At 65.1% G+C, this 15,397-nt stretch carries 14 protein-coding genes and 1 riboswitch; of the genes, 1 reads left to right on the forward strand and 13 read right to left on the reverse strand.

Going from position 1 to position 15,397, the window contains the following annotated elements; all coding sequences use genetic code 11:
• Positions 1–397: 397 nt before the first annotated feature.
• The 13 genes from ACWYRN_RS04300 to thiC form a co-directional block, all read right to left on the reverse strand.
• Positions 398–1,039, reverse strand: a complete 642-nt coding sequence (locus ACWYRN_RS04300; protein ID WP_488691304.1) for a YggN family protein — start codon at positions 1,037–1,039, stop codon at positions 398–400.
• 128 nt (positions 1,040–1,167) lie between these two features.
• Positions 1,168–2,274, reverse strand: a complete 1,107-nt coding sequence (locus tag ACWYRN_RS04305) for an S-(hydroxymethyl)glutathione dehydrogenase/class III alcohol dehydrogenase (RefSeq protein WP_488691305.1) — start codon at positions 2,272–2,274, stop codon at positions 1,168–1,170.
• Positions 2,275–2,345: 71 nt separating this feature from the next.
• A complete protein-coding gene (locus ACWYRN_RS04310; protein WP_488691306.1) occupies positions 2,346–3,014 on the reverse strand; it encodes an ion channel in 669 nt (222 codons plus the stop codon).
• A gap of 130 nt (positions 3,015–3,144) precedes the next feature.
• On the reverse strand, positions 3,145–4,839 hold the full coding sequence (locus ACWYRN_RS04315; protein ID WP_488691307.1) for a methyl-accepting chemotaxis protein: 1,695 nt from the start codon (positions 4,837–4,839) through the stop codon (positions 3,145–3,147).
• 19 nt (positions 4,840–4,858) lie between these two features.
• Positions 4,859–5,335: a chemotaxis protein CheW gene (locus ACWYRN_RS04320; RefSeq protein ID WP_290424926.1), complete on the reverse strand. Its 477-nt coding sequence runs from the start codon at positions 5,333–5,335 to the stop codon at positions 4,859–4,861.
• Positions 5,336–5,470: 135 nt separating this feature from the next.
• On the reverse strand, positions 5,471–5,938 hold the full coding sequence (locus tag ACWYRN_RS04325; protein ID WP_488691309.1) for a nuclear transport factor 2 family protein: 468 nt from the start codon (positions 5,936–5,938) through the stop codon (positions 5,471–5,473).
• A gap of 107 nt (positions 5,939–6,045) precedes the next feature.
• Complete coding sequence (locus ACWYRN_RS04330; RefSeq protein WP_488691310.1) at positions 6,046–7,140, reverse strand: D-alanine--D-alanine ligase family protein; 1,095 nt, start codon at positions 7,138–7,140, stop codon at positions 6,046–6,048.
• On the reverse strand, positions 7,092–7,658 hold the full coding sequence (locus ACWYRN_RS04335) for an SF0329 family protein (protein WP_488691311.1): 567 nt from the start codon (positions 7,656–7,658) through the stop codon (positions 7,092–7,094). Before ACWYRN_RS04335 ends, ACWYRN_RS04330 begins: the two co-directional genes overlap by 49 nt.
• 115 nt (positions 7,659–7,773) lie before the next feature.
• Entirely contained in the window at positions 7,774–8,394 is a 621-nt protein-coding gene (thiE, locus tag ACWYRN_RS04340) for a thiamine phosphate synthase (protein ID WP_488691312.1), read from the reverse strand.
• 11 nt (positions 8,395–8,405) lie between these two features.
• Positions 8,406–9,164 carry a bifunctional hydroxymethylpyrimidine kinase/phosphomethylpyrimidine kinase gene (thiD, locus tag ACWYRN_RS04345; protein ID WP_488691313.1) on the reverse strand — a complete coding sequence of 253 codons (759 nt, stop codon included), beginning with the start codon at positions 9,162–9,164 and terminating at the stop codon, positions 8,406–8,408.
• Positions 9,161–9,943 carry a thiazole synthase gene (locus tag ACWYRN_RS04350; protein WP_488691314.1) on the reverse strand — a complete coding sequence of 261 codons (783 nt, stop codon included), beginning with the start codon at positions 9,941–9,943 and terminating at the stop codon, positions 9,161–9,163. Before ACWYRN_RS04350 ends, thiD begins: the two co-directional genes overlap by 4 nt.
• Before the next feature lie 10 nt (positions 9,944–9,953).
• On the reverse strand, positions 9,954–10,157 hold the full coding sequence (gene thiS, locus ACWYRN_RS04355; RefSeq protein WP_488691316.1) for a sulfur carrier protein ThiS: 204 nt from the start codon (positions 10,155–10,157) through the stop codon (positions 9,954–9,956).
• On the reverse strand, positions 10,158–12,071 hold the full coding sequence (thiC, locus tag ACWYRN_RS04360; RefSeq protein ID WP_488691317.1) for a phosphomethylpyrimidine synthase ThiC: 1,914 nt from the start codon (positions 12,069–12,071) through the stop codon (positions 10,158–10,160). It abuts the gene before it with no gap.
• 62 nt (positions 12,072–12,133) lie between these two features.
• Positions 12,134–12,234: riboswitch (TPP riboswitch) on the reverse strand.
• A 295-nt stretch (positions 12,235–12,529) separates the two neighbouring features.
• Between thiC and ACWYRN_RS04365 the strand changes: the two genes are divergently transcribed.
• A complete protein-coding gene (locus ACWYRN_RS04365; protein ID WP_488691318.1) occupies positions 12,530–15,343 on the forward strand; it encodes a valine--tRNA ligase in 2,814 nt (937 codons plus the stop codon).
• The last annotated feature ends 54 nt before the right edge of the window (positions 15,344–15,397 follow it).

Consider the following 15,397-nt stretch of genomic DNA (forward strand, 5'->3'; position numbering starts at 1 on the left):
GCGATGTAATTTACATGGCCGGGTGCTTGCGCTCCCGGCCATTGTTATTTGCGGCGGCCTCAACCGTACGGTGGGCACCCCGTGCCCACGCGGTTACGTGCGTTTCCTTGCACCTCTCGCGGCTCCGACTCGCTCGCGAAACATGAGACGGACGAAACCCGTGCATGCCGTGTCGTCCGTGACAGAATTCGCGAGCGACAATCTACGGCCATGGGTGCAATCACACGCACGTAACCGCGTGGGCACGGGGTGCCCACCGTACGGGTACGGTTCAAGCCGCAAGCCAAAAAAATGATCGGGATGCGCAAGCATCCACGACCACATCGAACGAAGCCCTAGGCCGAAAAAAAGACCGGCGATGCACAAGCATCCCGGCCTTTTTCATTCAGCAGACAAATCAGCCGCGTGTCGCTACCGGCTTCGCCGTTCCATTGCGCAGCGACTCGGCAATCACGCCACGCGCCGTGCGTTCGGCCTCCTTCTGCACCCCTTCCATCTTCTTCCCGACCGCTTCCATCTTCTTGCCGGTCGCTTCCATCGGCTTGCCCGCGTCTTCCATCTGCTTGCCGATCGCTTCCATCTTGTCGGCATTGAAGGTCACTGCAGCCAGCGCCATCTTCGCGCCGAGCGAGCCCATCGAACCGCCCTGGCGGCCCATCTCGGCGCCATGCTGGCCCATCTGGGCGCCCAGTTCCTTCATCGGCGCCCAGGCCGCGTCCATGCGCTGCAGGGCAGCCGGGTCCTGCACGATGTATTCCTTGCCGCCGTCGCGGAACCACAGGAAATCGCCCTTCACACTGCGCTTCAGTTCCTTGACGCGTTTCTGGTCGGCGTCATTGCCCGTGATGACGTTGCCGCCGTCGCGTACCAGCGCAAACGGTTCGCCGCCGTCGCGGACGGTCATGGTGCGGCTGATCGTCACGTCGTTGTCGCCGCCCAGCGCATGGGCCGGCAGCAGGGGCAGCGCGCAGGCGCCGGCCAGCACGGCCAGCAGCAGCGGACGAGTCAGGGAACGGGGAGCGAAACGGGAGGTGGGCATGTCTTTCTCCATGAATGGATTGTCGATGGAGAAAGAGTAGAACAGGCGGCTGGCGCCTGCCCGCATTCTGCGACGAACGGTCGCTTTCGCGGAACAGGCGACAGAATTACAGCTGAACTACAGCGGAATCAGTACACCACGACCGAGCGGATCGACTCGCCCGACTTCATCAAATCGAAGCCCTCGTTGATGCGGTCCAGCGGCAGGTGGTGGGTGATCAGGTCGTCGATGTTGATCTTGTTTTCCATGTACCAGTCGACGATCTTCGGCACGTCGGTACGGCCGCGGGCGCCGCCGAAGGCCGAACCCTTCCACTCGCGGCCGGTCACCAGCTGGAACGGACGGGTCGAGATCTCGGCGCCGGCTTCGGCCACGCCGATAATGATCGACTGGCCCCAGCCCTTGTGGCAGCACTCCAGCGCCTGGCGCATGGTATTCACGTTGCCGATGCATTCAAAACTGTAATCCGCGCCGCCGTCGGTCAGCTGGACGATGGCGTCGACCACGTTTTCCACCTGGGTCGGGTTGATGAAGTGGGTCATGCCGAACTTGCGCGCCATTTCTTCGCGCGCCGGGTTCAAATCGACACCGATGATCTTGTCGGCGCCGACCATCTTGGCCGCCTGGATCACGTTCAGACCGATGCCGCCCAGGCCGAACACGACCACGTTGGCGCCCGCTTCCACCTTGGCCGTGAAGATCACGGCACCGATACCGGTGGTCACGCCGCAGCCGATGTAGCAGATCTTGTCGAACGGCGCGTCGTTGCGCACCTTGGCCAACGCGATTTCCGGAACCACGATGTAGTTCGAGAAGGTCGAGGTGCCCATGTAGTGGTAGATCGGCTTGCCGTCGAGCGAGAAGCGCGAGGTGGCGTCGGGCATCAGGCCGCGGCCCTGGGTCGAGCGGATCGCCTGGCACAGGTTGGTCTTTTGCGACAGGCAGAACTTGCACTGGCGGCATTCCGGCGTGTACAGCGGAATGACATGGTCGTCCTTCTTGACGCTGGTGACGCCCGGGCCGACGTCGACCACCACGCCCGCGCCTTCATGGCCGAGGATGGCAGGGAACAGGCCTTCCGGATCGGCGCCGGACAGGGTGTAGTAGTCGGTATGGCAGATGCCGGTCGCCTTGACTTCGACCAGTACCTCGCCCGCGCGTGGGCCGTCGAGTTCGACTTCCTCGATCGTCAGCGGCTGACCCGCTTTCCATGCAATCGCTGCCTTGGTTTTCATGCGTGCTTCCTATGTAAGAAAAAGAATTTTGCCATCATACCAAGCCGGCGCGAAGCTTGCCGCGCCCTGCCCTATTTGGACGAAGGCTGCATCGTCAGCCCGATCAGGCGCGCCACCACCGAGGCCAGGTACATCACGCCGACGAACATTTCGATGCTCGTGATTGCGCGCGCATGCACGGTAATCGGAATCACGTCGCCGATGCCGGTGCTCGACAGCAGCGCGAAGCTCAGGTAGTTCAGCTCGGTCCAGGTGCGCGGCAAATCGCCGTTCACCGCCGAGGCAAACGAGCCCGGCACCAGCGCCTGCACCACGATGTAGAGGTGGGTAAAGCCCCAGGCCAGCAAGGTAAAGGTGGCCCCGGCGGCGAACAGCTCGTCGCGCGTGACCTTGCGGTCTTCCAGCATGTAGGCGATCAGGCTGCCGGCCGCGTAGAAATAGAAAAACGCTTCCAGGCCCGATGACCAGGGCTGCAGGTAGGCGAGACCGAACAGCATCTGTGCCGACAGCAGCGCGATGATCGGAACGGCGAGTGTGGCGCTGATCCAGGTGTGGCCCGGCGTGCGGCGCACCATGTTGGTGGTGAAGGTGAGGATGACGATGCCGAAGGCATTGAAGGCGAAGTGGCCGAATTGGGTGCGTTCGAGGAAGGGATACAGCGCCATACCCAGCAGTTGCGCCATCAGCAGGATGGCGGACGGGTGGCGCCGGGTATGGGCAAGCATGCGGAGCAGGCGCATCGTTCTTGTTCGGTCAGGGTCGAGGTGCGCCTATTGTAAGCAAAGCGCGGCAAGATGCTGGCACGATCCGATGGCGATGCCCACAAAAAACCCGCCTCGCGGGCGGGTCTGGCATGCTGCACGGATGGGGTCAGAACTCTTCCCAGTCGCTGCCGCTGGCCACAGGCTCCTTGCGCACAGGCGCTTGCGGCCGGGCGGCGGGTGGGCGTTTGACTGGCGCCGGGGCCGGCAGCTTCGATACGGCCGGGCGCACCGGCACGGCAGCCACGCCTTGCCCTTCGGCCAGGCGGAACACGGCTACCAGCTCGGCCAGCCTTGCGGCCTGGTCCTGCATCGACTCGGCGGCAGCCGCCGCTTCTTCGACCAGGGCCGAATTCTGCTGGGTTACTTCGTCCATCTGGGCGATGGCACCGTTCACCTGCTCGATGCCCTGGCTCTGCTCGGACGTGGCCGCACTGATCTCGGACACCACGTCGGTCACGCGGCGCACGCTCTCGACCACTTCCTGCATCGTCGATCCGGCCTGCGCCACCAGCGCGCTGCCGGCGTCGACCCGCTCGACCGAGGCGCCGATCAGTTCCTTGATCTCCTTGGCGGCGCCGGCCGAACGCTGGGCCAGGTTGCGCACTTCGGAGGCCACGACCGCGAAGCCGCGCCCCTGCTCGCCGGCACGCGCCGCTTCCACCGCCGCGTTCAGGGCCAGGATGTTGGTCTGGAAGGCGATGCTGTCGATGACGCCGATGATGTCGACCACCTTGCGCGAGGACTCATTGATCGCACCCATGGTCTCGACCACCTGCGCCACGACGTCGCCGCCGCGCACGGCCACGTTGGATGCTGCCGCACTCAGGCCGTTCGCCTGGCGCGCGTTGTCGGCGTTCTGGCGCACGGTCGAGGTCAGCTCTTCCATCGAGGACGCGGTTTCTTCGAGCGAGGACGCCTGCTGCTCGGTGCGGCTGGACAGGTCCTGGTTGCCGGCATTGATCTGGGCCGAGGCGGTGGCAATCGTCTCGGTGCTGCTGCGCACCTGGCTGACGATGCCGGCCAGGCTGTCGCGCATGGTCTTCATCGCATACAGCAGGCTGCTGCGATCGCTGGCGCCGGTGTGGATCTCGGCAGCCAGGTTGCCGGCCGCGATCTGGCCCGCGACCTCGGCCGCGTAGGCCGGCTCGCCGCCGAGCTGTTTCAGCAGGCGGCGCGTGATCACGGTGGCAGCCACGATGCCGGCCACCAGCGCCAGCGCACCCAGGATCAGCATCGCATTGCGGCCGGTGACATAGGTTTCTTCGGCCGCTTCATAGGTGGTCTGCATGGTGCCGCCCTGGTGCTCGATCACCTCGTTCGAGGCGATGAAGACCGCGCTTTGCAGCTTGCGCGCGGGGCCCATCAGGTAGGCGGTGGCGGCATCGCGGTCGCCGGCGGCATGGAGCTTGAGCACCTCGTCCATCGCCGCGATGTATTCCACATACGCGGCCTTGTACACCTGCAGGTTCTGGACGCCCTTCTCCGACCTGATCAGCGTGCCCAGCTTGCCGAACATCTCGTCGGATTCCTTGCGCGCGGTGGCCAGGGCCGTGAAATTCTTCTTGTTCGCTTCCGGATCGTTCACCAGCAGCACGTCGCGCACGGTGCGCGCGGTGCGGTTGATGCGGTCGGCCAGGCTCTGCGCCAGCACCACCTTCGGGTACGCATCAAGTGCCATCAGCCGGGTGCCTTCGTTGAGCGCGCCGAGCTTGCTGATGCCGAGGACGATCACGGCCACCAGCATGGCCAGTACCAGCGCAAAGCCCAGCGCCAGGCGGGTTCCCACCTTCATCTGTTTCATCGTGTGCTCCGGCGCCGGGTCAGGATGCGATGCTGTCGATGACGCCCATTTCCTCGGACGACATCAGGCGGTCGATGTCGACCAGGATGATCATGCGCTCGTCGACCGTGCCCAGGCCGATCAGGTAATCGGTGTTCAGCGCGCCGCCCATGTCCGGGGCCGGCTTGATCTGCTCGGCGGTCAGCGAAATCACGTCCGACACCGAATCGACCACCATGCCGACCACGCGGTCCTGGATGTTCAGGATGATGACGACGGTGAACTGGTTGTAGGTCGGCGTACCCAGGTTGAACTTGATGCGCATGTCGACGATCGGCACGATGGTGCCGCGCAGGTTGACCACGCCCTTGACGTGCTCGGGCGCGCTGGCGATGCGGGTCACCGACTCGTAGCCGCGGATTTCCTGCACTTTCAGGATCTTGATGCCGTATTCTTCGTTGCCAAGCTTGAAAGCCAGGGCCTCGAGCACGCCATCGTTCATCAAGGTATTGTCCATTTGCGGTCCAGAGAAGTAAGAAGAGTCCGGGGCATTATATATTTTTGCTTTGCAGCAATAAACAAGGAATGCGCGGCCCGCTGGTTTGCTGTCTCGCCCGTGCAACTAAGAGTGGCCTCCGTGCCAACGTTTCGGTCAATGACCGTAGCTCAGCACCCGCAACAGTTTCCATTGACCGTCCTCGCGTTCCCACACCATGGAAAAGCGGTAGATGCTGCATTCTTCCTTTTCCGCCGGCGAGGGCTGGTTGCAGAAGCGGTGCTGGCCGATGTGCATGGCGTGGTTCGGACCGGCCGGGAAGACCTCGACCGTCTCGGGCATGGCGTCGCGCCGGATCTGGTTCGGCGCCCTGAAGTTCTGCTCGAAGGCGGCGATGTTCTCGGCGTAGCCGGTGAGGCCGGTGCGGTCGTGATAGAACTCGAGGCGTTTGCTGAATCCGGCTTTCATCGGCGCGATGTCGCGCTGGTTCAGTCGCGCGAACAGGCGCGCATCGGCGGCCGCGATCTCGGCTTCGAGTTGACGCTGTGCCGGCGCCTTGTCGGCAGCCCATGCGCCGCTACCGGCCGCCAGCAGGCAGGCCGCCACCATCCATCTCGTGTTCATGTCGGTTTCCTTTCTTGAAAACCCGACAATGCCGCAGCGCTGCGCCGCCTGCATCTGTAATCCGACGAAGCGCCGGCCTGCCATGACGAATGGAGCACTGGCGGGGATCAGCGGTTGCGCCAGGCCCCGGCCAGCATGTGCGCGAGCAGGTCCGCATACGACCAGCCGAGCGCACGCGCGGCAATGGCCGACAGGCTGTCCTGGTCGTCGCGGCCGGGCCGCCCGGCGCCGGTCATGTTCGGCTTCATGTTGACGTCGAAGATCAGGTAGTCGCCCTGTTCGTTGGCGCGGCAATCGATGCGGATCGCGGCCTGTGCGCCGATCCGGACAAAGGTGTCCGCACAGGCCTGCACCAGCCGCCGGACCGGCTGCGCCGCGCACTCATCAGGCGTCAAGGCGGCACTGTTGGCGGTGACGGCCACCGTGCCGTTGTAGGGAGCAATGCCGTCGGCGTGGTTGAAGCGCCGCACCGGCGGCAGCACCAGCGGCTGGCCGCCCTCGCCCGCCTGCGCCGGCAATACCGTCAGGGTCAATTCTTCGCCTGCCAGGTACTGTTCGACGATTGCGCGGTCGCCGAACAGGGCATCCTCGAACAAAGCCGCCAAGGCGCCGGTCAGCGCCGGCCAATCCGCTACCCGCGATACGCCCTGGCTGCCGCGGCCGCGCACCGGCTTGACCACCAGCGGAAACGCCAGCCCTTGTTCGCCCAGGACGGCAGGCGACAGCGCGGACAGCGCGATCGCATCGGCGCTCTCCTCTTGCGCCACCATGAGCGAGCGCGCCACCGGCAAGCCTGCCGCGTGCAGAAGCGCGTTGGTGGCGAATTTGTCGTCGACTGCCTGTTGGCGTTCGGGCGGCTGGCCGACGATGAAGTGGCTGGCCAGGAAGGCTTCGATCGGGTGGCCCGCGAACAGGACGGTGTTGGCCCAGATGATCTCCGCACCTGCTTCGGTGGCGGCCAGCAGGCCTTCCCGCGTGTCGGGGAAGACCCAGGCAAAGGCGTCGGCCGGATCGGGATCGGCTTGCGGCGTCACGATGTCGTAGCCGGCCTGGCGCAGGGCAAAGGCGATGTCGGCGCCGCTGTCGGAATAGCCGCCGGGCTTGGGGTCCTTGCGCAGGCCGTCGATGACGGGTGGCGGCAAGGCCTGGTAAATCAACGCGATACGTTGGGAACTGTCCTGTTTGATGGCTTCAATGCGCATGCTTCCCTTCCTGCTTCGTCTGATGCGGGGATGGTAGGCTTTAATCCTTCGGCCTGGCAACGCAGTTGGAAGACGCGCAGGACCAGCGGATGCTCGCCTGCCGCATCGAAGACGGCGAGGCGGCGCTTGCCGAAGCGTTTGTCAGCCAAGGCCAATGCACGGATCACCGGGTTGGCATGCCCGAGCATGTCCTCGACCGCCATGCTGAGACTGGCCAGCAAGTCCTTGTTGATTTTCTCGAGGAGCATGTGGCCGCTCGCTTCCATGATCGGCCAGGCCTGGTCGTACGCCGCTGCCCAACTTGCGCCACGATCGTTTGCCGCGCGCGCTGTTGTTGCCAGCATGGACAAATAGGTCATGGAACCTGCGCTGAAGATTCTTTCCTTGTCAAAGCTCATCCAGAACTCGCCTTCCTGGTCGTGGGAATGGCGGTAGCGGGTCTGGTTCAGGTCGAGCCTGTTGCCCAGGCCAGGGGCAAGGCGATCCCCGAGTTGCTTTCTCAATTGTGACCATTGCATTTGGGGCGCCCTTTCTTGGCACGTACTGCGACACGATCGGCAGTTTCCTGAACAGCCAGGGCTCTTCAAACCTGGGTGACACAAGTATAGATGTTCGGTCGACCTGACAAGCCGCTTATTCTGCTCTTCCTGCGAACAGCATGGAAAAGCGCCGCGCCGCGCTTTCCGGATCGGCCTCGGCATAGACACTGGTGATCGCCGCCACCATATCCGCCCCGCGTGCCACCAGCGGCGCCGCGTTCGCGGGCGTCATGCCGCCGATGACGACGAGCGGCAGCGCCAGCTCCGCGCGCGCCTCGGTCAGCAGCGCCGGTTCGGTGACGAACGTGTATTTTTTCACCGGCGACGGATAGAAGCCGCCGAACGCCGCGTAACTGGCGCCGGCCGCCTGCGCCGCGCGCGCCAGCGCCAGCTCGCCGTAGCAGGAGGCGCCGACGATCTTGTCCGCGCCGAGCAGGCGCCGCGCGTGGTCGACCGCGATGTCGGTGCCGCCTACATGCACGCCGTCGGCGTCGAGATGCATGCACAGGTCGAGGTGGTCGTTGATGACCAGCGGCGTGCCATGGCGGCGGCACAGCGCCAGCAGCGCCGTCGCCTGTTCGATCCGCAGCACCGCATCGGCATCCTTGTGGCGGTACTGCACCAGCGCCGCACCGCCGCGCAGGGCCGCTTCGGTGGCGGCCAGCAGGCGTTCGGTGTCGTTCCAGTTGGGAGTAACGAGATACAGGCCTCGCATGTGGCTATCCTTTAGACGATGGGTAGAAGAAAACGGCGCGGAATGCGCTGGCCCGGGGCGATGGCGAAAGCGCGCGCGAGCGCGTCGTGGCAGTAGGCCTGGGCCGCGCCAAGGGCAGCCGCCATGGTTTCGCCATGCGCCAGGCGGCCGGCCAGGCTTGCCGCCAGCGTGCAGCCGCTGCCGTGGAATGCGCCGGGCAGGCGCGCCCAGCGCCATCGCCGCACCAGCTGACCGTGCGTGTACCAGCGGTTCTCGACCACGCTTCCTTCGCCGTGGCCGCCGGTGAGCAGCAGGTGTGCGCAAGGGAAGTCGCCCACCGCGCTTGCCTCCGGCTCATTCGGCAGCGCGATCGTGGCCAGCGGCAGCAGTTCGTTCACGATGCCGACCGGGTCGTCTTCGGCCAGCGCATCGCCGTGGCCGCTGGCGAGTACCGGGTCGAGCACGATGGGCAATTGCGGATCGCGTGCCCGCAATGCGCGCAGCAGGCCGGCAATTGCGCGTGCATTCGCGCGGCTGCCCGGTATGCCGAGTTTCACGGCGCGGATATCGACGCTGTCGATCAGCGCCTGCGCCTGGGCCAGCACGAAGGCGGCGTCGACCGCCCGCACGGCATGCACGCGGTTGTTGTCCTGCACGGTGAGCGCAGTGGCCACCGGCAGCGCGTGCGCGCCCTGCGCGGCAATCGCCAGCACGTCGGCCGCCAGGCCGGCGCCGCCGCTGGGGTCGAGCCCGGCGAAGACCAGCACGGCCGGCACGGCCCCAGGGCTCACGTGAAGCGCCCTTCGCGCGGCGAGGACGGCGAGGCGGCGAAGCGCCTCGGCATGCGTCCCGCGAGATACGCTTCGCGCCCAGCCTGCACCGCCAGCTTCATCGCACGCGCCATGCGCACCGGTTCGCGCGCGGCGGCAATTGCCGTGTTCATCAGCACACCGTCGCATCCAAGTTCCATGGCGATTGCCGCGTCCGACGCGGTGCCGACGCCGGCATCGACCAGCACGGGGACGCTTGCCTCTTCGATGATGAGCGACAGGTTCCAGGGGTTCAGGATGCCCATGCCGGAGCCGATCAGCGAGGCCAGCGGCATCACCGCCACGCAGCCGATCTCCTGCAGGATACGGGCCTGGATCGGATCGTCGCTGCAGTAGACCATGACGTCGAAGCCGTCGCGCACCAGGGTCTCCGCCGCCTTCAGGGTTTCCGGCATGTGCGGAAACAGGGTCTTCTCGTCGCCCAGCACTTCGAGTTTCACCAGCTTGTGCCCGTCCAGCAGCTCGCGCGCCATTTGCAGCGTGTAGACGGCATCCTGCGCGTTGTAGCAGCCGGCCGTATTCGGCAGGATGGTGAAGTCTTTCGGCGGCAGCACGTCGAGCAGGCTGGGCGCGTTCGGGTCCTGGCCGATGTTCACGCGGCGGATCGCCACGGTCACGATCTCGGCCTCGGCAGCCAGCGTGGCTTCGCGGGTCTCGTTCAAGTCGCGGTACTTGCCGCTGCCGACCAGCAGGCGCGAGCGGTACTGCTTGCCTGCAATGGTAAGGAAGTCATTGTTCATGTGTGTCCTTTCAGCCGCCACCGATGGCGCGCACGATGTCTACCCGGTCCTGCTGTTGCAGCAGGCGTTCGTTCCACTGCTGGCGCGGCACCACTTGCCGGTTCACGGCCAGCGCTACGGCCTGCTGGCCGATGCCTAGCTGGCGCACCAGGCCGGCCAGCGACTCGCCGGTCCGCACCTGGCGCGGTTCTCCATTCAGTTCGATGTCCACCATTCAGACCTCGCGGTACAGCTTGGCGCCGCCGCGCACGAACTCGATCGCCTTTTCCTGCATGCCCTGGGCCAGCGCCTTGTCCTCGTTGACACCGTTGGTGGCGGCGTACTCGCGCACCTCCTGCGTGATCTTCATCGAGCAGAAATGCGGGCCGCACATCGAGCAGAAGTGGGCGACCTTGGCCGAATCCTTGGGCAGGGTCTCGTCGTGGAAGGAGCGCGCTTTATCCGGGTCGAGGCCGAGGTTGAACTGGTCTTCCCAGCGGAACTCGAAGCGCGCCTTCGACAGGGCGTTATCGCGGATCTGCGCACCGGGGTGCCCCTTGGCCAGGTCGGCGGCGTGCGCGGCGATCTTGTAGGTGATGATTCCGTCCTTGACGTCGTTCTTGTCGGGCAGGCCGAGGTGCTCCTTGGGCGTGACGTAGCACAGCATGGCGGTACCGTACCAGCCGATGTGGGCGGCGCCGATGCCGGAGGTGATGTGGTCGTAGCCGGGCGCGATGTCGGTGGTCAGCGGCCCGAGGGTGTAGAACGGCGCCTCGTCGCACTGTTCCAGTTGCAGGGTCATGTTCTCGCGGATCAGGTGCAGCGGTACATGGCCGGGGCCTTCGATCATCACCTGTACGTCGTGCTTCCAGGCGATCTGCGTGAGTTCGCCGAGGGTCTTGAGTTCGGCCAGCTGGGCTTCGTCGTTGGCGTCGTAGATCGAGCCGGGGCGCAGGCCGTCGCCGAGGCTGAAGGCGACGTCGTACTGCTTCATGATGGCGCAGATGTCCTCGAAGTGGGTGTACAGGAAGGACTCGCGGTGATGCGCCAGGCACCACTTGGCCATGATCGAGCCGCCGCGCGAAACGATGCCGGTCAGGCGCTTGGCCGTCATCGGCACGTAGGCCAGGCGCACGCCGGCGTGGATAGTGAAGTAGTCGACGCCCTGCTCGGCCTGTTCGATCAGGGTGTCGCGGTAGATCTCCCAGGTGAGATCCTCGGCCTTGCCGTTCACCTTTTCCAGGGCCTGGTAGAGCGGCACGGTGCCAATCGGGACCGGGCTGTTCCGGATGATCCATTCGCGCGTCTCGTGGATGTGCTTGCCGGTCGAGAGGTCCATCACGTTGTCGGCGCCCCAGCGGATCGCCCAGGTCATCTTTTCCACTTCCTCGCCGATCGACGAGGTCACGGCCGAGTTGCCGATGTTCGCGTTGATCTTCACCAGGAAGTTGCGGCCGATGATCATCGGTTCGCTTTCCGGGTGGTTGATGTTGCAGGGGATGATGGCGCGGCCGCGTGCGACTTCCTCGCGCACGAATTCGGGCGTGATCTCATGCGGGATCGCGGCGCCGAAGGACTGGCCGGGGTGCTGGCGGCCCAGCAATTCGGCGGTGCGCGCCCCCATCGGGCCACTGTCTTCCAGCGCGGCGATGTATTCCTTGCGGCGCAGGTTTTCGCGCAGGGCGATGAATTCCATTTCGGGAGTAATGATGCCGCGGCGCGCGTAATGCATTTGCGTGACGTTCGCGCCGTCTTTCGCGCGGCGCGGCTTGCGGGTCAGCTCGAAGCGCAGGGCGTCGAGGTCCTTGTCGGCAAGGCGTTGCTGGCCATAGGTTGACGTTGGGCCGGGGAGTTCTTCGGTGTCGGCGCGTTCATCGATCCAGCTGCGGCGCAATGCCGGCAGGCCGCGGCGGATGTCGATCTGGGCCGCCGGGTCGGTGTAGGGGCCGGAGGTATCGTAGACATACACCGGCGGATTCGGTTCGCCGCCGAAGCTGGCGGGGGTGTCGCTTTGCGCGACGGCGCGCATCGGCACGCGGATATCGGGGCGGCTGCCTTCGATGAAGACCTTGGTGGAATTCGGGAAGGGGGCGATGGCGGCGCTGTCTACCTGGGCGGTGGCGGCGTCGAATTGCAGGCGGGCGTTCATGTGGCTCCTTTGCGTGAGGAGCCAGCAAAGGAGGCGGAAGATGGGCGCGTGCAGGCGCACGACCGGTATCTCGGAAGCTTCCCTTCGCTGGCATTATCCAGATCAGGTTCAGAGGGTATTTCTCACCCACGCTCGTTTGAGCGCAGGACCCCTAGCGGTGCTGCCTTGTGGCAGCGGGCGGATTATAGCCCCGTGGATTGGGTGTTGGCAAAGAAATATTGAGCGGGTATTCCGGGCTGGTAGGCTGGCGTTCGTGGCGCTGTTGCGTGGGGCGTTCGTGGTGGGTTGAATCCGCGTGGGCACGGGGTGCCCACGCGGATGATGAAAACCGATACAGGCACACGCAACAGCGCCACGTACCGCCGCATTCCGGTCTCGAAAATCCCCACCGCTCGCGACCGCACCGCCGCCCTCCTCCTCTATAATGACCCTTTTCGCCAAACACACCGCCACACATCATGGAATTAGCCAAGTCTTTCGAGCCCGCCGACATCGAGCAATACTGGCGCGCCGAGTGGGAACAGCGCGGGTACTTCGCCGCCACCCTCGACGCCGACAAACCATCGTTCAGCATCCAGCTGCCGCCGCCGAACGTGACGGGCACGCTGCACATGGGCCATGCGTTCAACCAGACCGTGATGGATGGCCTGACGCGCTACTACCGCATGCGCGGCTATAACACCGCCTGGGTCCCGGGCACCGACCACGCCGGCATCGCCACCCAGATCGTGGTCGAGCGCCAGCTCGACGCCCAGAAGATCTCGCGCCACGACCTTGGCCGCGAGGAATTCATCAAGAAGGTCTGGGAGTGGAAGGAAAAGTCGGGCAACACCATCACCGGCCAGATGCGCCGCCTGGGCGCCTCGCCGGACTGGCAGCGCGAATACTTCACCATGGACGAGACGCGCTCGAAAGTGGTCTCCGAAGTCTTCGTGCGCCTGTACGAACAGGGCCTGATCTACCGCGGCAAGCGCCTGGTCAACTGGGACCCGGTGCTGGGCACCGCCGTCTCCGACCTGGAAGTCGATTCGGTCGAGGAAGACGGTTCGATGTGGTACATCCAGTACCCGCTGGCCGACGGTTCCGGCACGCTGACGGTGGCCACCACCCGTCCTGAAACCATGCTCGGCGACGTCGCCGTGGCGGTCGACCCGACCGACGAGCGCTACCTGCACCTGCACGGCAAGATGCTGAAATTGCCGCTGACGGACCGCGAAATCCCGATCATCGCCGACTCCTATGTCGACAAGGAATTCGGCACCGGCTGCGTGAAGATCACCCCGGCGCACGACTTCAACGACTACGCCGTCGGCCAGCGCGCGGGCCTGGCGCCGATCACGATCATGACGCTCGACGCCAAGATCAACGAGAACGCGCCAGCCCAGTACCAGGGCCTGGACCGCTTCAAGGCGCGCAAGCAGATCGTCGCCGACCTCGAAGCGCTCGGCCTGCTGGAACAAGTCAAGCCGCACAAGCTGATGGTGCCGCGCGGCGACCGTACCGGCGTCGTCATCGAGCCGATGCTGACCGACCAGTGGTTCGTCGCCATGACCAAGCCGGCGCCGGAAGGCACCTTCAATCCGGGCAAGTCGATCACCGAAGTGGCACTGGAAAAGGTCGCCAGCGGCGAGATCAAGTTCGTGCCCGAGAACTGGAGCACGACCTACAACCAGTGGCTGGGCAACATCCAGGACTGGTGCATCTCGCGCCAGCTGTGGTGGGGCCACCGCATTCCGGCCTGGTTCGACGAAGCCGGGAACATCATCGTCGCGCGCGACGAGGAAGAAGCGAAAGCCAAGGCCGCCGCGCAAGGCATCACCGGCGAACTGCGCCGTGACGAAGACGTGCTCGACACCTGGTTCTCGTCGGCCCTGGTGCCCTTCTCGACCATGGGCTGGCCGGAAGAAACGCCGGACATGAAGATGTTCCTGCCGTCCTCGGTCCTGGTCACCGGCTTCGACATCATCTTCTTCTGGGTGGCGCGCATGGTCATGATGACCGCGCACTTCACCGGCAAGGTGCCGTTCGAGACCGTGTACGTGCACGGCCTGGTGCGCGATTCGCAGGGCCAGAAGATGTCGAAGTCGAAGGGCAATACCCTCGACCCGATCGACCTGATCGACGGCATCGACGTCGAGTCGCTGGTAGCCAAGCGTACGCAAGGCCTGATGGACCCGCGCGCCGCCGAGAAAATCGCCAAGGCCACGCGCAAGGAATTCCCGACCGGGATTCCGTCGTTCGGCACCGACGCCGTGCGCTTCACCATGGCCAGCTACGCGTCCTTGGGCCGCAACATCAACTTCGACCTCGGCCGCGCCGAAGGCTACCGCAACTTCTGCAACAAGCTGTGGAACGCGACGCGCTTCGTGATGATGAACACCGAAGGCAAGGACTGCGGGGTCCGACCATCCGGCCAGCCCGATCCGGCCGATCTGTCGCAGGCCGACAAGTGGATCATCTCGCTGATGAACCGCGCCGAGCTTGAGGTGGCAAAGGGCTTCGAGGACTACCGCTTCGACAACATCGCCTCCGCCATCTACAAGTTCGTCTGGGACGAGTACTGCGACTGGTACCTGGAAGTGGCCAAGGTCACGGTCCAGCAGGGCACCGAAGCGCAACAGCGCGCCACCCGCCACACGCTGTTGCGCGTGCTGGAAGTGATCCTGCGCCTGGCGCATCCGGTGATCCCGTTCGTGACCGAAGCGCTGTGGCAGGCAATCGCGCCGCTGGCCGGCAAGACCGGTGATTCGATCATGCTGCAGCCCTACCCGATCGCCAACGAAGCGCTGATCGACGAAGGCGCCGAAGGCTGGATGGCCCAGCTGAAGGACTTGACCAACGCCACCCGCAACCTGCGCGGCGAAATGAAGCTGTCGCCGTCGGTGCGCGTGCCGCTGATCGTCGAACCGGGCAATGCGGATGACCGTGCCAACATGGCCGGCTTCGCGCCCTTCATCGGGTCGCTCGGTAAACTCGCCGAAGTGCAGATCGTCGACGCCCTGCCGGAATCGCCGGCCGCCGTGTCGATCGTCGGCACCACCAAGCTGATGCTGAAGGTGGAGATCGACGTCGCCGCCGAACGCGAGCGCCTGTCGAAAGAGATCGCGCGCCTGGAAGGCGAGATCGCCAAGGCCAGCGGCAAGCTGGCTAGCGAAAGCTTCGTTGCCCGCGCACCGGCAGCAGTCGTCGCGCAGGAAAAGGAACGCCTCGCAAACTTCTCGGCAACGGTCGAGAAGATGCGCGAACAGCTGGCCAAGCTGCAGGCAGCGTAAGCGTCTGCACGGGTCCAGGCGGTATGGCGCGCGCAAGGCGCCATACCGCTTTTT

Source organism: Massilia sp. BAP21 (genome assembly GCF_057801335.1).